The following is a 21,529-nucleotide window of genomic DNA, read 5'->3' on the forward strand; positions in this document are numbered from 1 at the left end:
AGTTCGTACGCACCGAGCCGCAGGATGCTCCGGTCGACGACCGGCATGCGGTCGATCTCCCAGTCCACGGCGTAGGTGACGATGAGGTCGTCGATTCCGGTCGGGGGCGACGTCGTGCGGGTGCGACAGGGCCGGTCAGCCCGCGCCGGTCAGGTCGATCGCCACGGTGCGCTCGGCGGGCGTCTTGCCGAGCAGCGCGCCCTGCATGGCCTGGGCCACGTCGGTGGCGCTGACCTGGTGCTGCTTCCCGTCACCCTTGGTGATCATGATGCCGTCGAAGACGCCGTCCAGCAGGGTGTCGATCGCTTCCCTGTCGTAGACGGGCACCAGCTTGCCGTCGACCGGCTTCATGGACAGGATCTGCGGCAGCGACCTCGCGGGACCGAAGTCGATCTGCTTGGGCCCTGCCTTGATGGTGACCAGACCGGACATCGCCGGCTCGGCGAACTCCTTCATCGCCCGGTCCAGTTCGGCCTGGGTGACGGTGGGTTCGGTGGCAGCCACCGGAAGTTCGACGACGGCGGGTTCACCCGTCTGTACCTGCGCGCGGTAGGCGTCACGTACGGAGATCATCGACCTGTTGACGTCCAGCGACTTCCCCGACTTGCCGGGGACGGCGACGGCCTTGTTCGGCTCGAACTCGATCGTGCCGTCGTTGGCGGAACCGGAGACGCCGGCCAGATCGGTCAGCGCGACCCCGAGCTTCTCCTCGTCGACCGGGATCACCGGGTCGGCGGGGCGCGCCCCGCCGAACAGCGAACCGATCACCGAGACCGGGTTGTAGTCGCTGCCGGCGGCGCCGCGGACGGTCTCCTGGCTGTCCAGGGTGAGCCCGGCCTTCTCGGGGTCCAGCTTCTCCTTCTTGCCCTCGACGGACAGCTGGAGAGGCTCCTGGGCGCGCTTGCCGAGGGCGGCCTCCAGCTTGGTGACCGCTTCCTCCTTCGTGCCGCCGCCGATGTCGACGCCGAGCACGGTGGTGCCCTTGGGAACCTCGGAGTGGTTCATCAGCAGACCGGCACCGTAGGCCACACCGGCCAGCACGAAGACGGCCACGCCCAGGAGGACCAGCTTGGAGCGGCCCTTCTTGGCGGGCGGTGCGGGCTTCGGGGCGGGGGCGGGCGCGGAGGCACCCGGGTCCACCGGTCCGCCGCCGAGCGGCCCCTCGGACGGCCGGGTCGCGCCGGGGCCGCCCGGGAACGCCGAGCGGGGCTCCGCGGAGATGACCGGGATGCCGCTGGTGAGCGTGTCACCGGAGACGTGTCCGCCGGGCCCGGGCGCGGGCGCCTGCGGCGTCAGGATCGCGGTGTCGTCCGACATGCGCGGAGGTACGCCGCCGGGACCACCCGGCCGGGGGCCGGACGGGCCCGCCGGGCCCGCCGGGCCGGGGAGACGGTCGAGGTTCGGCGTCAGCGACGAACTGCCGGTCGCCGGACCGGTGGTGGGCCCGGAGGGGCCCGGCCCGGACGGGGGCCGCGTCGCGGGGTTCGGCGTGAACCGTGGAGCGGCGTCGAGGTCGTCCAGGTCGTCGAGGGCACTGCGGCCCGGACGGGGGGCACCGTCGCGGTCGCCGGGCTGCTGAGGGCCGCCCGGGAAGGGCGGGTCCGTACGGGGCGGTGTCGGGCCGGGGCCGCCTCCGACGGGACCGCCGGAGGAAGCACCACCGGGGCCGGGGCCCTGCCCCGGGCCGGGTGCTCCGGGGGCCGAGCCGGCGGGTGCCGCGCCCACACCGGGCACGGGGGGCGGGTTCTTGCGCGGGGCGAACCAGTCGCTGCCGCTCTTCTCCCTGGCCGGCTTCCCCGCCGGGACCTCGGCGGCCGGTTTACCGTCACGCGTGTCCTGGCCGGCGCCGGGCGCCCCTCCGGAGGACGGCGCGGGTGCGCCGGGCCTCGGGGTGCCGGCGGTGCGCTCGCTGTCCGGACGGCCGCCGGACGGGTCCGTGTCACTCATCGGCGTACGCATGACGACAGGGGGGATCGGACGCGATCCCGGGATGTTGATCCGGATGCGCGTCGTCAGCGTCGTCTCTGTTCTGGGCTCCTCGGGCCGAGGCGGGTCCACAGGGTCCGGAGCCTCCTCCGGCCCGTCCTGGGACGGGTGCAGCGACGGATACTGGCGTGATCCGTACGGCGGCGTACCCGAGGGGTACGCGGCTCCGCCGCGCCCCTGGGGCCCGGAGGACGAACTGTCAGTTTCACGACTCAAAGCAGGCTCTCCCGATCGGCTCCGCCGCCCGTACTTCCCCCGTGCCGCAGGCCAGGGGACGGCTCGGCGCGCGCACCACCATACTGGCCGCCGCGGTCGGACTCCTCGCGCGCGGGGAACACAAGGATGCACCCATCCCCGCGCGGAGAGGCAATCGGGGAGCCGAGATACCACATCACGTGCCGGATCGGCCGGTTCCGGTGGCCTGATGAGGCGGCCGCGCCATCGTGGCACACATCACAGCGACGGCCATCCCTCCGAGCATGAAGAGGGCCAGACCGAGCTCCTCTCCGAAGAGGTAGTCGCCCTCCGGCCGTCCGCCGAGGAGGACGACGACGGCGACGAACCAGCCCACCGCCGGTGCCAGCGCGCCGAGCTGGGTTCCGGCCGCCACCCGGCCGCCGTAGAAGACTCCGGCCGACGCGGCGAGCGCGAGCAGCAACCCGCCCGGGAACAGGGCCGCCTGGAGGAAGGCGCCCGCCAGCCCGACGGCCGCGCCCAGCACCGCGAGTCCCACGTACACGAGGATCCGCGCGGGGTCGAGGGGTGCGGCGAGGCCGGTGGGCGCGGGGCTCCTGGGCGGGGCGTTCGTACGCGGTGCCTGCGACGAGGCACGCGGCCTCTGCCTGCTGCTCATGTCTGTGCTCCTGGTGCGGGGGCCTCGTCCGGCACGCCCGCGAAGAGGTCGTGCTCCCGGACACCGTCGTCGCCGCCCGGCGCGCCTCTCACCAACTCGTAGTACTCGGTGGTGAGAACGGGCTGCCCCAGGTCGTTCGAGAGAGCGAAGAACGGACCGTCCACGGCGATCTGGGTGGCGTGCGCCCGCATCGCGGCGATCTTCGCCGCGGTGTACGCCGAACCGTCGATCTCCGCCGTGATCCGGGCGTCGTCCACCACACCGGGTACGTCGTCGATCGCGGCGATCCCCGGGAAGGTGTCGGGAGCCGTGTCCCGCAGCCGGGCGAAGGCCTCCTCGGCCACGGAGCGCGGCACGCGGTTCCAGTAGATCTTCGCGACGGAGTGCGGGGCCTCGGCTCCGGCCCCGTACGCGGGATCCGCGGCCAGGTCGGCCGCGCGCATCGCGACGCGGTGTGCCTGGATGTGGTCGGGGTGGCCGTAGCCGCCGTCCGGGTCGTACGTGATCAGGACCTGGGGCCGCAGGGCACGGATCACCCGGACGAGGTGGCCGGCAGCCTCGTCGAGGTCCGCGGCCCAGAAGGCACCGGGCCTGTGGTTCTGCTCGGTGCCCATCATTCCGGAGTCGCGGAACCGGCCGGGGCCGCCCAGGAACCGGTGGTCGGCGACCCCGAGCTCCCGCATCGCGGCGGCGAGTTCACCGACGCGGTGGTCGCCCAGGCCGCCGTCCCGGTCGGCGGCGAGATGCGCGAGGTCCGGTGGGATGACCTCGCCCTCCTCGCCGAGGGTGCACGTCACCAGGGCGACGTGGGCGCCCTCGGCCGCGTACCTGGCCATGGTGACGCCGTTGTTGATCGACTCGTCGTCGGGGTGCGCGTGCACCAGGAGGAGACGGCGCGCGGGAAGGTCCTTCATGGGACCACCCTACGAGCAGGCCGCCTCCCGGGCCGAACGCCCCACGGCGTCCGGGGCGCCCGTCGGCGCGCCCGTCAGAATTTGATTCCCCCGATCATGCCTGCCACGTTCGACGTCACCTCCGAGATGGTCGGGGCGATCGACGAGCTCGCCATGTAGAAGCCGAGCAACATGCAGACCACCGCGTGTCCGCCCTTCAGTCCGGATTTCCGGATCAGCAGGAAGACGACGATCGCCAGCAGCACCACCGCCGAAATCGAGAGTGCCACGGCGGTTCACCTCCATCAGTACGGTCGGGACAGGCAGCACACGTGGAGCCAGCAGGTTCTTACCCACCGAGCGCTACGGATCATAACTATCGGTTCCGACGCATTGGTCGGGGCACAGCAGCACGAGGGGCGCACGGACCGGCCGCCGCGGACTAGGTTCGGTGCCATGACCTCGAAGAAGCTGTCTTTTCCCCTCCAGCACGCGCGGACCCAGCGGTTCACTCTCGGCGCACCCCGGGCCTTCACCGTCTCACCGGATGGGACGCGGGTGCTCTTCCTGAGGTCGTCCTCCGGGACCGACCGGACGAACCGTCTCCTGGTGCTGGACACCACGACGGGCGAGGAGCGGGTCGCGGCCGATCCCGGTGCCCTGCTGGGCGGTTCGGCCGAGAGGCTCTCGCCGCAGGAGAGGGCGCGGCGCGAGCGCACCAGGGAGGGGTCCGCCGGCATCGTGGGCTACGCGGTGGACGACGCGGCCGAGTTGGCGGCCTTCGCACTCTCCGGCAAGGCGTACGTCGCCGAGTTGAGGGCGGGCACGGCACGCGCCCTGCCGGTGGCCGGCCCGGTGATCGACCCGCGCCCCTCCCCCGACGGCCGGCACATCGCCTACGTGGCGCGGGGCACGCTGCGCGTCGTGGGGGCGGGGGGCGAGGGGGACAGGGCCCTCGCCGAGCCGGAGGACGCGCACACCTCGTACGGCCTCGCGGAGTTCGCCGCGGCCGAGGAGATGAGCCGCTACCGCGGCTTCTGGTGGTCGCCGGAGTCGGACCGCCTGCTGGTCGCCCGGGTCGACGACAGCGCCGTACAGCGGTGGTGGATCGCCGATCCCGCGCACCCCGGGAGCAAGCCCGCGGAGGTGGGCTACCCGGCGGCGGGGACGGCCAACGCGGAGGTGCGGCTCTTCGTGACGGACCTGGACGGGACCCGCACCGAGGTCGTCTGGGACCGGGCCCGCTTCCCGTATCTGGCGCGGGTGCACTGGTCCTCGCACGGCGCCCCGCTGCTTCTGGTGCAGGCCCGCGACCAGCGCAGTCAGCTGCACCTGGCCGTGGACACGGAGAGCGGCGCGACCCGGACGGTGCATGTCGACGAGGACGGAATCTGGCTTGATCTTTTCGCCGGGGTGCCGGCCTGGGCGCCCGACGGGCGGCTCGTGCGGGTCGCCGACGAAGGGGGCGCGCGGGTGCTCTCGGTCGGCGACCGGCCGCTGACCGGAGGCCAGTTGCACATCCAGGCGGTGCTGGACATCGGGGAGTCGGACATCCTGGTGCAGGCCACCGCGGGTGAGGAAGCGGCGGACCCGGAGACGGGGCAGAGCCATGTGTACCGGGTCAACGAGCTGGGCGTGGAGCGCGTCAGCGAGGGCGTCGGGGTGCACTCCGCGGTGCGCGGAGGCGGGGTGACGGTGCTGGTCTCGGCCTCCCCGGACCGCCCGGGAACGGCCGTACGGGTGCTGCGTGACGGCGGGCGGATCGCCACCGTGGCGAACCTCGCCCAGGAGCCGGTACTGACCGCGAGGGTCCAGCTGACGGAGGGGGGCGCACGGCGGATTCCGTGCGCCGTGCTGCTCCCCACCGGATACAAGGAATCGGATGGTCCGCTTCCGGTTCTGATGGACCCCTACGGCGGCCCGCACGGCCGCCGGGTGGTCGCCGCCCACAATCCGCACCTCACGTCCCAGTGGTTCGCGGACCACGGGTTCGCCGTGATCGTCGCGGACGGCAGGGGCGCGCCGGGCCGCTCCCCCGGCTGGGAGAAGGCGGTCAGGGACGACCTCACGCTGACCCTGGACGACCAGGTCGAGGCGCTGCACGCCCTGGCCGGGCGCTTCCCGCTGGACCTCTCGAAGGTGGCCATGCGCGGTTGGTCGTACGGGGGTTACCTCTCGGCCCTGGCGGTGCTGCGGCGCCCCGACGTCTTCCACGCGGCCGTCGTCGGCGCACCGGTGACGGACTGGCGGCTGTACGACACGCACTACACCGAGCGCTATCTCGGCGACCCCGCGCAGCAGCCCGAGGTGTACGCCCGCAACTCCCTGGTGACCGACGACGGCCTCTCCGAGCCGGCCGACGAGGTGCGGCCGATGATGATCGTCCACGGCCTGGCCGACGACAACGTGGTGGTCGCCCACGCGCTGCGGCTCTCCTCGGCCCTGCTGTCCGCCGGACGCCCGCACGAGGTGCTGCCGCTGAGCGGGGTGACGCACATGACCCCGCAGGAGCAGGTCGCCGAGAATCTGCTGCTCCTCCAGGTGGACTTCCTCAGGCGGTCGCTGGGGCTGTCCCGGGCGTAGTCGGAGGCCGCGGCCCGCCGATGGGCGGGAGGGCCCGTGGCGCGGGGCGGGACACGGCAACCGGCCGGGGCGACGTGATGAACGCCCCGGCCGGTTCACGGCACCCGCACGGCCGTACGCTCTCCATGGTGCGAGGTCCGTATATCGGTGTGACGACGGTCAAGTTGCCTGTGTGTTAACGCACATGAGGCTCATCGGTCATCCCTCGTCCCCGTCGGGCGCCTCACGCGGGTCCTCCGGCGGCACCACCTGCTTCTCCTCCGCGAAGTGACACGCCGAGTCGTGCCGGGCCGGCGTCCCCGACTCCCGGAAGACCGCCGGTACCGCCAGCAGCGGCACCTCCAGCTCGCACCGCTCCTGGGCCTTCCAGCACCGGGTACGGAAGCGGCAGCCGGACGGGACGTTCGCCGGGGAGGGCACGTCACCGTGCAGGATGATGCGCTCGCGGTGCTCACGGGCCGTCGGGTCGGGCACCGGGACGGCGGACAGCAGCGCCTGGGTGTAGGGGTGCGTGGGGTGTTCGTAGATCTCCTCGTCCGTGCCGATCTCGACGATCCGGCCCAGGTACATGACGCCGACCCGGTCGGAGATGTGCCGGACGATCGACAGGTCGTGGGCGATGAAGACGAAGCTCAGGTCGAATTCGGCCTGCAGCCGGTCCAGCAGGTTGACGACCTGGGCCTGTACCGACACGTCGAGCGCGGAGACGGGTTCGTCGGCGACGATGATCTCGGGGTTGAGCGCGAGGCCGCGGGCGATCCCGATGCGCTGGCGCTGCCCGCCGGAGAACTGGTGCGGATAGCGGTTGATGTACTCCGGGTTCAGTCCGACGACGTCCAGCAGGTCCTGCACCCTGCGGCGCCGGTCGCCCTTCGGGGCCACCTCGGGGTGGATCTCGTACGGCTCCCCGATGATGTCGCCGACCGTCATCCGCGGGTTCAGCGAGGTGTACGGGTCCTGGAACACCATCTGGATGTTGCGGCGTACGGCCTTCAGCGCGCGGCCGGACAGCTTCGTGACGTCCTCGCCCTTGTAGCGGATCACGCCACCCGTCGGCGGCTCCAGGTGCACCAGCATCTTGGCGACGGTCGACTTCCCGCAGCCGGACTCCCCCACGATGCCGAGCGTCTCGCCCGCCGCCAGGTCGAAGTCCACACCGTCGACGGCCTTGACCGCGCCGATCTGCTTCTTGAAGAGGACGCCCTGGGTCAGCGGGTAGTGCTTGACCAGGCCGCGCACCTGGAGGATCGGATCGCCCTCCGCGTACGGGCGGACCTCACCGGCCTCCCTGGCCACCGCCTGGAGCGTCGAGCCGCCGCCCCCTCGGCCGGTGTCGTCAGCGTGCATCGAGCGTCTCCTTCCAGAAGTGGCAGGCGCTCCGGCGTTCCTCGTCCACGGTGTAGAGCGGCGGCACGTCCGTACGGCACACGGCCTGGGCCATGGGGCAGCGGGGGTGGAAGGCGCAGCCGGGCGGGATGTGCAGCAGGTTGGGCGGCAGCCCCTTGATCGCGTAGAGCTCCTGGCCCTTCTGGTCCAGCCTCGGGATCGACCTCAGCAGGCCCTTGGTGTACGGGTGCGCGGGCGCCTTGTAGATCTCGTGCACGGGGGACGTCTCGACGATCCGGCCGGCGTACATCACGGCGATCTTGTCGGCGACGTCCGCGACCACCCCGAGGTCGTGGGTGATGAGGATGAGCCCCATGTTGAGCTCGCGCTGGAGCTCCGCGAGCAGGTCCATCACCTGGGCCTGGACGGTCACGTCGAGGGCGGTGGTGGGCTCGTCGGCGATGATCAGCGAGGGTTCCAGCGCCATCGCCATGGCGATCATGATGCGCTGGCGCATGCCGCCGGAGAACTGGTGCGGGAAGTCGCCGACCCGCTGACGGGCGGCGGGGATGCGCACCCGGTCCATCAGCTCGATGGCCTTCTCCTTGGCGTCCCCCCGGGACATCCCCCGGTGCACGACGAACATCTCGCCGAGCTGCTGTCCGACGCTCAGCACCGGATTCAGGGAGGACAGCGCGTCCTGGAAGATCATGGCCATCTCCTGGCCCCGGATCCTGCGCCGCTCCTCCCCCTTGAGCTTCAGGAGGTCGTGGTCCTTGAAGAAGATCTCTCCCCCGCTGATCTTCCCGGGCGGCGTGTCCAGGATGCCCATGATCGCCTGTGCGGTGACCGACTTGCCCGAGCCGGACTCTCCGAGCACGGCGAGCGTCTCACCCTCGGCCACCGAGTAGTCGACCCCGTTGACGGCCTTGGCCACCCCGTCCCGGGTGTGGAACTCCACGTGCAGATCGCGCACTTCGAGCAACATGGCAGCGGGCTCCTCAGCGCAGCTTGGGGTCGAGGGCGTCGCGCACCGCGTCGCCGAGCATGATGAAGGCGAGCACGGTCACGGCCAGCGCGCCGGCGGGCCACAACAGCATATGCGGTGCGTTACGGACGTACTGGGAGGCGGCGGAGATGTCGATGCCCCAGGAGACGGCCGGCGGTTTCAGTCCGACACCGAGGTACGACAGGGTCGCCTCCAGCGAGATGTACGTCCCCAGGGCGATGGTCGCGACGACGATGACGGGGGCGACGGCGTTGGGCGTGATGTGGCGCAGCAGCATCCGCGAGTTGGAGGCGCCCAGCGCCCTGGCCGCCTGGACGTAGTCGTTCTGTTTGGCGGTGATGACGGCGCCCCGCGCGATGCGGGCGATCTGGGGCCAGCCGAGCAGCACGATGAAGCCGATCACGGGCCAGACGGTGGAGCTGGTGACGACGGACAGGAAGACCAGTCCTCCGAGGACCACCGGGATGCCGAAGAAGACATCCGTGATGCGGGAGAGGACGGCGTCCCACGCCCCGCCGAAGAAGCCCGCGAGGCCGCCCAGCACGCCGCCGAGCAGCGAGACACCGAGGGTGGACAGGACGCCGACGGTCACCGAGGTGCGGGCGCCGTGGACGGTGCGGGTGTAGACGTCGCAGCCCTGGCCGTCGAAGCCGAAGGGATGCCCCGGGCCGGAGCCCTCCTGCGCCTTGGAGAGGTCGCAGTCGAGGGGGTCCTGGTCCGTGATCAGCGACGGCCAGATCGAGATGACCACCAGGAACATGATGACCAGCCCGGAGATGATGAAGACCGGGTTGCGGCGCAGGTCCCGCCAGGCGTCGGACCAGAGGCTGCGCGGCTTGCCCGTGGGCCCGGTGCCCTCGGGGCCGCCGGGTGTCTTCTCCAGCGTGGTGCCTTCGTCCATCGCGAGGTCCATCGCCCCGCCCGCGCCGGCCCCCGAGATCGCTCCGCCGCCCGTCGCGTCGTCCCACGGCTTCTGCTCAGGCATAGCGGATCCTCGGGTCGAGTACGGCGTACAGGAGGTCGACGATCAGGTTCGCCGCCAGGAAGACGAGGACCAGGACGGTGACGAATCCGACGACGGTCTGGGAGTTCTGGCGGAGGATGCCCTGGTAGAGCTGGTAGCCGACTCCGTGGATGTTGAAGATGCGCTCGGTGACGATCGCCCCGCCCATCAGGGCGCCCACGTCCGTGCCGATGAAGGTGACGACGGGGATGAGGGAGTTGCGCAACAGGTGCCGCACCACCACCCGGCGCCTGGGGAGGCCCTTGGCCACGGCGGTACGGACGTAGTCGGCGCGGGCGTTCTCGGCGATCGAGGTCCGGGTGAGCCGGGTGACGTAGGCGAGCGAGACGGACGCGAGGACGAGCCCCGGCACGATGAGCTCGTCGACCGGCGCCTCCGAGGAGACCGACGGCTTGATGACGCCCCACTCCACTCCGAGCAGGAGCTGGAGCAGCAGGCCGGTGACGAACGTCGGTACGGCGATGACGACCAGGGTCAGGATCAGCACCACCGTGTCGATGGGCCGTCCGCGGCGGAGTCCGGTGACGACACCGAGGCTGATACCGATGACGATCTCGAACACGATGGCGACGATGGTGAGCCGGATGGTGATGGGGAAGGCGGTGCCCATCAGTTCCGTGACCTTCTGCCCGTTGAAGGCCGTGCCGAAGTCACCGGTGAAGATGTTGCCCATGTAGGTCAGGTATTGCTGCCAGACCGGCTTGTCGAGGCCGAATTCGGTGCGCAGCTGGGCGGCGGTCGCGGGGTCGCACCGGCGGTCGCCGCAGAGGCCCGCGATGGGGTCGCCCATCACGTTCACCATGAGGAAGATCAGCAGTGTGGTGCCGAAGAAGACGGGGATCATCTGCAGCAGCCGCCGGATCACATAACGTCCCATGAAGGGCTCCGGGGGGTTGGGGCCAACGGGCGGAAGGACCGGAATGCCGCGTGGCCGGTGCGGTCCGCCGCACCGGCCACCGGCTTCAGGGGGTCACTTGACCTTGATCTGGTCGTACACCGGGACGCTGAAGGGGTTCAGGGAGACGTTCTCGACCCTGTCCGAGTAGCCCGCGCTGCCGTTCTGGTACCAGAGCGGGATGACGGGCATCTGCTCGACGAGGACCTTCTCCGCGTCCTGGAAGGTGCTGACGGCCTTGGCCTTGTCGCTCTCCGCGTTCGCCTTGTCGATCAGGTCGTCGAACTTCTGATCGCTCCACTTGCCGTCGTTGGACGGGGCGTTGGTGTAGTAGAGCGGCTGGAGGAAGTTCTGGATCAGCGGGTAGTCCATCTGCCAGCCCGCGCGCCAGGCGCCGGTCAGCTTCTGGGTGGACACCTGGCTGCGGAAGTCGGCGAAGGTGCCGACGGGCCCGCCGACGCACGCCTTGTTGTTCCCCATGACGTTGTTGATGCTGTTGCAGACGGCGTCGACCCACTCCTTGTGGGAACCGGTGTCGGCGTTGTACGAGATCTTGAGCTGGCCGCCGGGGATGCCGCCGCCCTCCTCGATCAGCTTCTTGGCCTCCGCCTTGTCGTACTCGCAGGCGGGGCCGCAGAGGCCCTTCTTGTAGCCGCCCTCGTCGCCGAGGACCGGAGAGGTCCAGTCGGTGGCGGGGGTGCGGGTCTTCTGGAAGATCTGATCGGTGATCTGGTCACGGTTGATCGCCATCGACAGGCCCTGGCGGACCTTGACCGCGCCCGGCGTGTCCCACTCCTTCTCGTAGAACGGGAAGGCGAGCGTCTGGATGATGCCGGCCGGGGTGTTGATGTACCGGTCGCCGAGGTCCGCCTCGACGTTCTTGAGCTGGGAGGCGGGTACGTCGTCGACGAGGTCGAGGTTGCCCGCGGTCAGGTCGGTGTAGGCGGTGTTGTTGTCGGTGTAGACCTTGAGGTCGATGCCGCCGTTCTGCGCCTTGTCGTCGCCCGGGTAGTCGTCCCACCGGCGCAGGTTCATGGACGAGCCCTTGGCGTACTGGTCGACGGTGTAGGGGCCGTTGCCGACGGGCTTGGCGAGCCAGGCGTCGTGGTCGGTGTAGAAGGCCTTGGGCAGCGGCGCGAAGGCGGCGTAGCCGAGGGTGTCGGGCCAGAGCGAGAACTTCTGCGACAGCTTGACCGTGAAGGTCGTGCCGTTGACCACCTCGAGGCCGGAGAGCGTGTCCGCGGATGCCTTGCCGGACTCCGGGTGGACCTTGTCGTAGCCGTCGATGTACTGGAAGAAGTAGGCGTTCTTCTGGTTGTTCTTCAGGGCGGCGCCGTAGTTCCAGGCGTCGACGAAGGACTTCGCGGTGACCTTCTCGCCGTTGCTGAAGGTCCAGTTGTCCTTGATCGTGACGGTGAAGTTCTGCGAGTCCTTCGTCTCGATCTTCTCGGCGATCTCGTTGCTCGCCTCGCCGGTCTTCGGGTCGTAGCGCACGAGCCCGCGGAAGATCATGTCGAGGACCTTGCCGCCCTGGACCTCGTTGGTGTTCGCCGGCTCGAGCGGGTTCTGCGGGTCGCCCCAGGACGAGCTCACGATCCCGTCGGCACCACCGCCGCCATCGCTGTCCCCGCCGCCGCAGGCCGTGGCCGTCAGGGCGACGGCGACGGCGCATGCGGCCCACCTGGCCTGTGTGGCTCCGCGCATGGTGTGCCTCCCAAGGTTCCCTAATGTGGCTCAATGCCTTATATCACCCCATTCGGCACTCTGCTGCATGTTCATCGCGGCCGTCCGTGGCGCCCCGGTGTCCGCGACACGGAGCGCGACACCGGGCGGCCGAGCGCCACGTGGCGGCCCATCAGCCGACCTCGTCAGCGACCGGCGTCACGCCCGCGGTTTCGGAGGTGGCCGGCTTCGCGGCGACGGACGGCGTGCGGTAGGCGCGGAGGGGTCCGTTGGCCACGGCTACGGCGGCGATCGCCAGGACGGCGGACAGTCCACCGAAGACCAGGGAGAAGGGGGCGGAGGTGGCCGACGCCATCAGACCACCGCGGAAGTTGCCGAGTTCGGGGCCGGCGACACCGATGACGTGTTCCACCGAGGAGACCCGCCCCCGGTAGGCGTCCGGGGTCTCCAACTGGACCAGGGCACTGCGGGTGACGACGGACACGGTGTCGGCGGCGCCCGCGACGGCCAGGCAGCCGAGCGCCAGCCACAACGGTCCCGCCAGGCCGAAGCAGGCCAGTGCGACGCCCCAGACCGCGGCCGCGGACAGTTGCACCAGGCCGCTGCGGCGCCAGCGCGTCACCGTGCCGGAGAGCAGACCGGCCGTGATCCCCCCGACCGCGACGGCGGAGAGGAACAGGCCGAGGGTCTGCGGGTTTCCCCCGAAGCGGATCTCGTTGACCAGCGGGAAGAGCGCGACGGGCATGGCGAGCAGCGTCGCGGACAGGTCGGTGGCCATCGCCCCCCACAACGCCGGTCGGCGCAGAAAGATGCGCCAACCGCCGGGCTCCGGCCGCCGTCGGGTGCCTGCCGGGCCGGCGGCTTGGGGCCGCATGGCGGGCAGACGGATCACCGCCAGCATGGAGACCGCCATGGCCACGGCCTGGACGGCGTACGCGGCGGGGAAGTCCCAGCGGGCGATGATCAGTCCGGCCGCCGCGGGCCCGGCCAGCATCGCCGTCTGGAAGGAGATGCTGTTCAGCGCGAGTCCGGCCGCGACCTGGTCGCCCGGCAGCAGCCGGACCGGGAAGGTGCGCCGGGCGGGAGCGCCGAGCGCGCCGCAGCTCGCCCCCACGGCGATCAGGGCGAACAGCAGCAGCACGCTTCGGTTGTCCGCCAGGGCCTGGGCGCACAGCCCCATGGCGGCCAGCAGTTGACCCGCGGTGGTGGCCCGCACCAGCGCGCGGCGGTCGACGGCATCGGCCAACGTGCCGCCGAGCAGCCCGAACAGCACCATCGGCAGGCCGGTGGCGAGCCCGATGGCGCCGGTGCCCACCGGGCTGCCGGTCAGCTCCCAGACCTGGGCCAGCACCGCCACGTTGGCTATCTGTCCGCCGATCTGGGAGACCGTGGTTCCGATCCACAGGTCGCGGAACGCCCGACTGCCGCGCAGCGGGCGGGTGTCGAGGAACCGGACGCGGAGACGCTTCCTCATCGCACGGGTTCGACGAGACGGTGGAGGATCCGCTGCCGCATGGACCGGCTTTCCAGCGCCCGCCGTACCTCCTCGACGACGGCGGTCATCGCGTACGGGACCTCGCCGTCCAGCTCGGCGACCGCCTCATGGGTGGCGCGCCACTCCGCCTCCAGGAACGGCACCAGCGACCGGCCGCGCTCGGTCAGGTCGATGCGGCGGGTACGGGCGTCAGGCCCCGGCTCGGAGGTGACCAGATCCTCCTTGCGCATGGCGGCGACGGTCTGGCTGATCGCGGAGTGCGAGCGGTCCAGGGACTTCGCGAGCTCACGGATGGTCAGCGGTCCGGTGTGGGCGAGCCGGATCAGCGGATAGGCGAACCGGGGCCGCACCCCCTCGATGCCGCGCTCGACGTAGAGCTGCTCGATCTCGGCGTCCATGGCCGCCAGAAGCTCGTGCAGGGAGTGCCAGGGATCGGGTGACTCCGTGGGATCCAGAGATGTCATAGCGCTAATATAACAGCGCTGCGATAAAGCCGGAAGCGCTCGACGCGGCGGTTGACGGCCCTACCCTGCGAGAGGCGACTCATCCGTCGCGGCCGGACGGCGGGCCAGTACGCGGGTGGTGCTGCCGTCGTCCTCTTCGACGTCCCGGACCTGCTCGAAGCCGATCTTGCCCAGCAGGGTCAGTGAGGCCTCGTTGGGTGCGGCTACGGTGGCGTACACCTCGGTCAACCCGAGGGCAGCGAAACCGTGGGCTACGACAGCCTCCGCCAGCTCGGTCCCGAGGCCGGACCCCCACGCATCCGGCGCCAGGGCGTAGATGATCTCGTGGCCACCGACCGTGTCGGTCGGCTTGATCTCGGCGTGCCCGACCAGGAGGCCGTCGCGACGAACAGCCCAGACGTCGAACAGGTCCTGGGCATAGACCTCGGTGAAGATCCGTCCGAACACGGCCCGGTCCGCCGCTTCGGAGTCCGGGCCGTCGCCCATCCACCGCGACACCCTGGTGTCCTGGAACAGAGCGACGAAGCCCTCTTCGTCCTCGGGGGCGTACGGCTCCAGAAGCAGGCGCTCGGTGCGCAGAGTCGGGGTCATGGACGGCGACGCTACCCACGCGGCATCAGGGGCGGCAAACCACTTTCTCCGGCGCGGACGTCACCCTTCTCGCGCCGTTCCCGCATCGGCCGGCGCTGCGGGCCGAGTTGCCGCGAGGCGCCGGAAACACATACGGGTGCCGGGACGCTTCCGCGTCCCGGCACCCGAACTCCCAGTCCTGCCGGAGCTTCCCGCTACTTCGTGTCCGCCTTCTTCTCCAGGGCCACGAGCGCCGGGTCGAGGACGACGTCCGGCCCCGACTTCTTCGTCGTCGGGTCCTCCGGGAAGTGGCAGGCCGTCAGGTGGCCCTCGCGGTCACCCGAGAGCTGCACGAGCGGGGGCTCCTCCGTCGCACACTTGTCCTGCGCCTTCCAGCACCGGGTGCGGAAGCGGCAACCGGACGGCGGCTTGATCGGCGAGGGGACGTCACCGAAGAGCCGGATCCGCTCCGTCTTGTCGGCGTCCAGGTCCGCGTCGGGCACCGCCGACAGCAGGGCGTGCGTGTACGGGTGGCGCGGTGCGTTGTAGAGCGAGTCGCGGTCAGCGACCTCCACCACCTTGCCGAGGTACATCACCGCGATGCGCTGCGAGAAGTGACGGACGATCGCGAGGTCGTGCGCGATGAACACGAACGCGATGTCCAGCTCCCGCTGGAGCTCCTGGAGGAGGTTGATGACCTGCGCCTGGATGGACACGTCGAGGGCGGACACCGGCTCGTCCGCGATGATGATCTTCGGTTCGAGCGCGAGGGCGCGGGCCACTCCGATGCGCTGGCGCTGGCCCCCGGAGAACTCGTGCGGGAACCGGTTGTAGTGCTCCGGGTTGAGGCCGACCGTCTCCAGCAGCTCCCTCACCCGTGCCTCGCGGCCACCGGGCGGGTTGATGCCGTTGATCTCCATCGGCCCGGAGATGATCGTGCCCACCGTCTGCCGCGGGTTCAGCGACGCGTACGGGTCCTGGAAGATCATCTGGATCTCGGACCGGATCGGCGCCATCTTCCTGCGGCTGGCGTGGGTGATGTCCTGGCCCCTGTAGGTGATCTTGCCACCGGTGGGTTCCAGCAGACGGGTCAGCAGCCGGCCGGTCGTCGACTTACCGCAGCCCGACTCCCCGACCAGGCCGAGCGACTCGCCCGGGTACACGCTCAGCGTCACGTTGTCGACGGCCTGGACCGCACCGACCTGCCGCTTGAAGGGGAATCCGCCGTAGATCGGGAAATGCTTGGTCAGGCCCTCCACGCTGAGGAGCGGTTCCGAGACGTCCGGCTTCCGCAGTGCCTGAGCCGTGTCCGGGACGGAGGTATTTGTCTTGTTCTCGCTCATGGTCATAGCCCCAGTTGCCGGTACATCAGCCCAGCCGGGGCTGAATCGTCTCGATGAAAACCTGCTGCTTCTGCTCCCCGGTGAGGTGGCATGCCGCACCACGCCCGTCCGGGAGCAGGGGTCGCTCGTTCGCGCAGCGGCCGGTCCCGTCGACGAGGTCGACGAAGGAGCACCTCGGATTGAACGCGCAGCCCGTCGGCGGGTTCAGAAGGCTGGGCGGCGACCCGGGGATCGGCGTCAGCTCGGAGCCCACGTCCGAGGAGAGCCGCGGCATCGAGCCGAGCAGGCCCCAGGTGTAGGGGTGCTGAGGGCTCTTGAGCACCTCACGCACCGTGCCGCGCTCGACCGCCCGCCCGGCGTACATCACCAGCAGGTCGTCGACGGTGTTGGCCACGACCCCGAGGTCGTGGGTGATCAGGATGATCGCCGAGCCGAACTCCTGCTGCAGGTCCTTGAGAAGATCCAGGATCTGCGCCTGGACGGTGACGTCCAGGGCCGTGGTCGGCTCGTCGGCGATCAGCAGTTCGGGGTTGCAGACCAGCGACATGGCGATCATGGCGCGCTGGCGCATACCACCGGAGAACTGGTGCGGGTAGTCGTCGACCCGGTTCTTGGGATCCGGGATGCCGACCTTGCCGAGCATCTCGACGGCCCTCGCGCGCGCCTCCTTCTTCGAGGCGCCCGTGTGCTTCATGAACGGCTCGGAGATCTGCCGGCCCACCGTGTAGTACGGCGAGAGGGCGGTCAGCGCGTCCTGGAAGATCATCGCCATCTTGTTGCCGCGGAGCGTCTGGAGTTCCTTGTCCGAGGCGCCGGTGATCTCCTGCCCGTCCAGCACGATCTCGCCCGAGACGTGGGTGCTCCGCCGGTTGTGGAGTCCCAGGATGCTCAGGTTGGTCACCGACTTGCCGGAACCCGACTCTCCGACGATGCCCAGCGTCTTGCCGCGCTCCAGGTCGAACGAGAGCCCGTCCACGGCTTTGACGGTGCCGTCCTCGGTGGAGAACTGAACCCGCAGGTCCCGCACCGACAGGAACGATCCGGACGAGGCAGGCGCGGGCGAGTCCTCGGTCTTGGTGAGTGTGGTCACGGTCGAACTCCTAGGACAGACGCACGCGCGGGTCGATGAACGCGTACACGGCGTCCACGATGACGTTGAACAACAGGATGAAGGCGGCGCTGACGATCATCACGCCCATGGTCACCGGAAGGTCCTTGAGGACGACCGAGTCGCGGGCGAGGCGGCCGACGCCGGCCAGGCCGAAGGTGAGCTCGGTGACCATGGCGCCACCGAAGAGCGCGCCCATGTCCATACCGATGATGGTGACGATCGGGATGAGCGAACCGCGCCAGGCATAGCGGAAGAAGACGAAGCGACCGGTCATGCCCTTGGCACGGGCCGCCTTGACGTGCTCCTCCTGCAACTGTTCGATCATCGACGAGCGCGACATACGGGTGTACTGGGCCGTGAAGATGACCGACATGACGAGCCACGGGATCAGCAGGCCCATGAACCAGCCGCTGAAACTCTCCGTGATCGGCACGTACTTCGGCTTGTCCAGCCATCCGGTGCTGTAGACGAAGATCCCGAGGACCACCGGGCCGAGGAAGTAGATCTGCAGCGAGCTCAGCACGAGCGACGCCGAGCTGACCGACTTGTCGGTGGCCGTGCCCTTCTTCCATGCGGCGAGCATGCCCAGACCCAGACCCACCGTGAGGAAGACGAGGAGTCCGCCGGCCGAGAGGGAGAGCGTCAGCGGGAAGCGGTCGATGATGGTGTCCCACACCGGCTGCTGGCTGTCGAAGGAGATTCCGAAGCACGGAGCCGCGCAGTCCCCCATGGGGAACTCCCGGCCGGCGAAGATGCCGACCATGTAGTGCCAGAACTGGACCGCCACCGGCTGGTCCAGACCGAGGTTCTTGTGGATGATCTCAAGCGCGTCCGGGGTGCAGTTCTTGCCACAGGCGAGCATCGCCGGGTCCTGCGGGATGGCGAAGAACATGAAGAACGTGACGGCACTGATCATGAAAAGTGTCAGGACTGCGCCGAGCGTCCGGCGAGTGAGGAATCGAAGCATGGCTGGTCGCTGCTCTCAGGACGGCGGCTATGAGGGGGACATCAGGAGAGGGCCGGAGGTCCCGGGGGTGCGCACTCCGCCGTGTGCGCACCCCCGGGATCGGCCTGTGCCGGGCGCTACTTCTTGAGGTACAGACGCGTGACGTCGACGTAGCTGGCGTCACTGGAGTACCGGATGCCACCGACGTTGGAGCCGAAGATCTGGAACACCTTGGTGAAGTAGATCGGGGCTGCCGGGTTGATCCGCTCCACGATGTCGTGGTGCAGCGCGGTCCAGGCCGTCTGGGCCTCGGCCGGGTCCGTGATCTTCATGATGCGGGCGATCTCGGCGTTGACCTTGGGGTCGTTGATGTGCGAGTAGACGGAGGAACCGTCCTGCAGCTGCCGGCCGTCGTAGGACGGCGGGATGACCGTGGACGCCGACGGCCAGTCCTGGCCCCAGCCGGTCATGTACAGGTCCAGACCGTTGTCGACCTTGCCGACCTGCTCGTACCAGGTGGCGGAGTCGATCTCCTTCTTCACGACCTGGAGGCCGATCTCCTCGAGGCGCTTGGCTATGAGGACGGCCTGCTGCTGGCGGACCGGGGTGTTGCCGTAGGCGTAGATGACCTTCTTGCCCTCGGCACCGGCCTCCTTGATCAGCGCCTTGGCCTTCTCGACGTCACCGTTCGGCTTCTTCAGCTTGCCGAACGGGTCGTAGTCCTTCTCGTAACCGGGAACGGTCGGGGCCATCAGACCGGTAGCGGTCTCGCCGCCGTAGGCGCCGCCGTCGAGCTTGTAGAGCTGGGCGCTCGGCATCGCGTGGGTGATCGCGTCACGGACCTTCTTGTCCGTCATGCGGTCCAGGTTGAAGTTGAGCTGCCACACGTACGGCGCGTAGCCCTGGATGGTGCGCTTCATCGCCGCGGCGTCGCCGGCGACCTTGCTCACCTGGTTGGTGGAGACCTGACCCGTGAACATCACGGCGTTCTTGGCCTCGTCGCGGTCGGCCAGGAGGGTCTTGGTCTGGTCGTCGTCGTCGTGGTTGAACGCGATGTCGAAGCCGTCGACGTACTGGTGACGGACCGAGTCGGTCTTCGGGTCCCAGTTCGTGTTCTTGACGAGCTTCATCGACTTGCCGGGCTTGAACTCGTCGATCTTGTACGGACCGGTCGCGACCGGGTCCGTGTCGTACTTCTCCTTGGTGTCCGTCTCCTTCGGCACCACGGAGTAGCCGGGCATCGCCAGCGCCTGGGCGAGGTCGGGCCGCGCGGTGTCGAAGCGGAAGGTCACCGTCTTCGCGTCCGGGGTCTCCAGGACCGAGTCCGGCAGGTGCTTGCCCTTGTACGGACCGTCCGGCAGCGCCTTGCGGTACGTGGTGCCCTCGCCGGACAGCCAGTTCTGGATGTAGATCGGGCCGTCGGTGATGAACGGCGCGTACATGCGCTCGATCGTGTGCCGGATGTCGGACGAGTCGATCGGGTTGCCGTTCTCGTCCTTGAGGCCGTCCTTGAGCGTGAACGTCCAGGTCTTGCCGCCGTCGGTCACCTTGCCGGAGTCGGTGGCGAGGTCGCCGACCACGGTGAGGTTCCCGTTGTCGTCCTCCTGGTACTGCGTCAGGCCGCGCTGGAGCAGCCGGTCCAGCTGCTTGGCGTCACTGACGTAGGACTGGGCCGGGTCCAGGTGCGAGAAGTCGGTCTCCTGGTAGACCGTCACGACACCGCCGGGCTTGGCGCCGGGAACCTCGGCTGCCGGTCCGGTGGACGCCTTCGCGTCACCCATGACGACGGCCGACGCCTGCTTGGCGGCGTCCTCCTGGCTCTTCGTCTTCGTCTCGCTCTTGTTGTTGTCACTGCTGCCGCTGCATGCGGTCAGCACCAACGAACCGGCCGCCACCGCGATGACCGCGGCGCGCATCTGGCGCGTACCAAAGATGCTCATGTCGATGAGTACCTATCTGTCAGTAGTGATCCAACTGGGCTGCCTGGCGCATCCGGCCCTGGCCGGTGTCCGGGTGACAGCTACCCCATCCGCGGGGGGACGGAAGTCTCAGCGTCCGGACTTGGGGTCGAACGCGTCTCGGACCGAGTCGCCGAGAAGGTTGAACGCCACCACGAAGACGACCATGGCGACACCCGGGAACAGCATGTAGACCGGGTCCTGCTCGTAGATGTCGGCGCCGATGGCGAACATCCGGCCCCAGTCAGGGGTGGGTTCGACGTAGCCGACGCCCACGAAGGAAAGGAACGCCACGGAAAGGATCGTGGAGGGCAGCATCAGCGTGGCCTGCACCATGACCGGCGTGATGATGTTGGGCAGCAGCTCCTTGCGGATGATCCGCCCGGGAGAGGCTCCGGAGATCCTCGCGGCCTCGACGAACTCCCGCTCGCGCAGGGTCAGTGTTTCCGCACGGATCAGACGGGAGAGTCCCATCCAGCCCAGGAGCGACAGCACGAGGATGATCGCCACGGTGCGGAGAGCCGTGGGCGTCTCCTCGTCGGGGCGGACGAAGGCCGCGACGACCACCGGCATGGAGGCGATGAAGAACAGCTGGCTGGGGAAGCCGAGCAGGAAGTCCGTCAGACGGCCGACCCAGTAGTCGATCTTGCCCCCGAAGTAGCCGCCCACGAGGCCCATGAGCACGCCCACCACCACCATGAGGACGGTGGCGGCCAGAGCGGTGTAGATCGAGGTGCGCATGCCGTAGACCAGCTGCATGAGCACGTCGCGGCCCAGGTTGGGCTCGATGCCGAACCAGTGGTCGGGGGAGATGCCACCCGCCGCACCCGTCGGCATGTTGAACTCGTCAAGGAGGTCGAGGTTGTCCTGCCCGTACAGGGTGTAGGCGTCCTTGCCGTACAGCATGGAGATCACGGGCGCGAGTATCGCCACCGCGAAGAAGAACAGGACGACGATCGCGGATATGACCCCGACGCGGTCCCGCTTGAAGCGGCGCCACATCAGCTGACCGGGAGAGAGCCCTGCCGCCTTCTTGACTTCCGGCCCACCGGTCTTCGGATCGCCCTCGGTCTCCACGGCGACTGACGCCTCGGAGCCTTCGATCTGCACAGGACTTGTCACGGTCGGCCGACCCCCGTAGGAATCAGCGCCACGCACACGACCCAGTTGGTGCTTATGGCACCACGCATGGGTTCCTCCTCAAGAGTCCACTTGTTCACCGCAAGAGGGGCACCGGCATCCACCGTCATGGACGACGTGTTCAACCGGTACACCCCACGTGCTCGTGAGTCGGCGCCCTGCCAGCGCGTACCTCATTGACCCGAGCTCAACTGAGCTAACTATTGAGCACAACCGGGCTGTAAACCACACTTAAAGGGTCTCGGTTTGA

The 21,529-nt window shown here is 69.4% G+C and carries 18 protein-coding genes and 1 pseudogene; 1 reads left to right on the forward strand and 18 read right to left on the reverse strand.

Annotated features, from left to right (window positions below; translation table 11 throughout):
* The 5 genes and pseudogenes from ABT001_RS07440 to ABT001_RS07460 form a co-directional block, all read right to left on the reverse strand.
* A pseudogene (locus tag ABT001_RS07440) lies at positions 1-134 on the reverse strand (transcription antitermination factor NusB); the annotation flags it as partial.
* Position 135: 1 nt separating this feature from the next.
* Positions 136-2,202: a hypothetical protein gene (locus ABT001_RS07445; RefSeq protein WP_502967438.1), complete on the reverse strand. Its 2,067-nt coding sequence runs from the start codon at positions 2,200-2,202 to the stop codon at positions 136-138.
* 175 nt (positions 2,203-2,377) lie between these two features.
* Positions 2,378-2,839 carry a DUF6113 family protein gene (locus ABT001_RS07450; protein WP_351273700.1) on the reverse strand — a complete coding sequence of 154 codons (462 nt, stop codon included), beginning with the start codon at positions 2,837-2,839 and terminating at the stop codon, positions 2,378-2,380.
* Positions 2,836-3,753: an N-acetyl-1-D-myo-inositol-2-amino-2-deoxy-alpha-D-glucopyranoside deacetylase gene (gene mshB, locus ABT001_RS07455; RefSeq protein WP_351273703.1), complete on the reverse strand. Its 918-nt coding sequence runs from the start codon at positions 3,751-3,753 to the stop codon at positions 2,836-2,838. Before mshB ends, ABT001_RS07450 begins: the two co-directional genes overlap by 4 nt.
* Positions 3,754-3,827: 74 nt before the next feature.
* Complete coding sequence (locus ABT001_RS07460) at positions 3,828-4,022, reverse strand: DUF2304 family protein (RefSeq protein ID WP_056793925.1); 195 nt, start codon at positions 4,020-4,022, stop codon at positions 3,828-3,830.
* A 166-nt stretch (positions 4,023-4,188) separates the two neighbouring features.
* On the opposite strand from ABT001_RS07460, the gene ABT001_RS07465 reads away from it, so the two are divergent.
* Positions 4,189-6,315 (forward strand): alpha/beta fold hydrolase, encoded by a 2,127-nt coding sequence (locus tag ABT001_RS07465; RefSeq protein ID WP_351273706.1) that lies wholly within the window; start codon positions 4,189-4,191, stop codon positions 6,313-6,315.
* 198 nt (positions 6,316-6,513) lie between these two features.
* Here the strand turns inward: ABT001_RS07465 and ABT001_RS07470 are convergent, their stop codons facing one another.
* From ABT001_RS07470 to ABT001_RS07530, 13 genes are all read right to left on the reverse strand, one after another.
* Positions 6,514-7,662, reverse strand: a complete 1,149-nt coding sequence (locus ABT001_RS07470; protein WP_351273709.1) for an ABC transporter ATP-binding protein — start codon at positions 7,660-7,662, stop codon at positions 6,514-6,516.
* Positions 7,652-8,629, reverse strand: coding sequence for an ABC transporter ATP-binding protein (locus tag ABT001_RS07475; protein ID WP_351273711.1), 978 nt, complete (start codon positions 8,627-8,629; stop codon positions 7,652-7,654). Before ABT001_RS07475 ends, ABT001_RS07470 begins: the two co-directional genes overlap by 11 nt.
* Before the next feature lie 13 nt (positions 8,630-8,642).
* Positions 8,643-9,635 (reverse strand): ABC transporter permease, encoded by a 993-nt coding sequence (locus tag ABT001_RS07480; RefSeq protein ID WP_351273714.1) that lies wholly within the window; start codon positions 9,633-9,635, stop codon positions 8,643-8,645.
* Positions 9,628-10,551, reverse strand: coding sequence for an ABC transporter permease (locus tag ABT001_RS07485; protein ID WP_351273716.1), 924 nt, complete (start codon positions 10,549-10,551; stop codon positions 9,628-9,630). The genes ABT001_RS07480 and ABT001_RS07485 overlap by 8 nt, the downstream gene beginning before the upstream one ends.
* A gap of 93 nt (positions 10,552-10,644) precedes the next feature.
* Positions 10,645-12,273 (reverse strand): peptide ABC transporter substrate-binding protein, encoded by a 1,629-nt coding sequence (locus tag ABT001_RS07490; protein WP_351273719.1) that lies wholly within the window; start codon positions 12,271-12,273, stop codon positions 10,645-10,647.
* Between the two features lie 151 nt (positions 12,274-12,424).
* A complete protein-coding gene (locus ABT001_RS07495) occupies positions 12,425-13,726 on the reverse strand; it encodes an MFS transporter (RefSeq protein WP_351273722.1) in 1,302 nt (433 codons plus the stop codon).
* Complete coding sequence (locus ABT001_RS07500; protein ID WP_351273725.1) at positions 13,723-14,211, reverse strand: MarR family winged helix-turn-helix transcriptional regulator; 489 nt, start codon at positions 14,209-14,211, stop codon at positions 13,723-13,725. Before ABT001_RS07500 ends, ABT001_RS07495 begins: the two co-directional genes overlap by 4 nt.
* Positions 14,212-14,271: 60 nt before the next feature.
* On the reverse strand, positions 14,272-14,802 hold the full coding sequence (locus tag ABT001_RS07505) for a GNAT family N-acetyltransferase (RefSeq protein ID WP_351273728.1): 531 nt from the start codon (positions 14,800-14,802) through the stop codon (positions 14,272-14,274).
* Between the two features lie 194 nt (positions 14,803-14,996).
* On the reverse strand, positions 14,997-16,124 hold the full coding sequence (locus ABT001_RS07510) for an ABC transporter ATP-binding protein (protein ID WP_351273731.1): 1,128 nt from the start codon (positions 16,122-16,124) through the stop codon (positions 14,997-14,999).
* A 25-nt stretch (positions 16,125-16,149) separates the two neighbouring features.
* Positions 16,150-17,214, reverse strand: coding sequence for an ABC transporter ATP-binding protein (locus ABT001_RS07515; RefSeq protein WP_351273734.1), 1,065 nt, complete (start codon positions 17,212-17,214; stop codon positions 16,150-16,152).
* 10 nt (positions 17,215-17,224) lie between these two features.
* A complete protein-coding gene (locus ABT001_RS07520) occupies positions 17,225-18,202 on the reverse strand; it encodes an ABC transporter permease (protein WP_351273737.1) in 978 nt (325 codons plus the stop codon).
* 116 nt (positions 18,203-18,318) lie between these two features.
* Positions 18,319-20,121 (reverse strand): ABC transporter substrate-binding protein, encoded by a 1,803-nt coding sequence (locus ABT001_RS07525; RefSeq protein WP_351273739.1) that lies wholly within the window; start codon positions 20,119-20,121, stop codon positions 18,319-18,321.
* 108 nt (positions 20,122-20,229) lie between these two features.
* A complete protein-coding gene (locus ABT001_RS07530) occupies positions 20,230-21,261 on the reverse strand; it encodes an ABC transporter permease (RefSeq protein ID WP_351273742.1) in 1,032 nt (343 codons plus the stop codon).
* Positions 21,262-21,529 lie beyond the last annotated feature (268 nt).

The sequence above is a fragment of the Streptomyces sp. NPDC002793 genome, from assembly GCF_040295485.1.
In the GTDB taxonomy this organism is placed as follows: Bacteria; Actinomycetota; Actinomycetes; order Streptomycetales; family Streptomycetaceae; genus Streptomyces.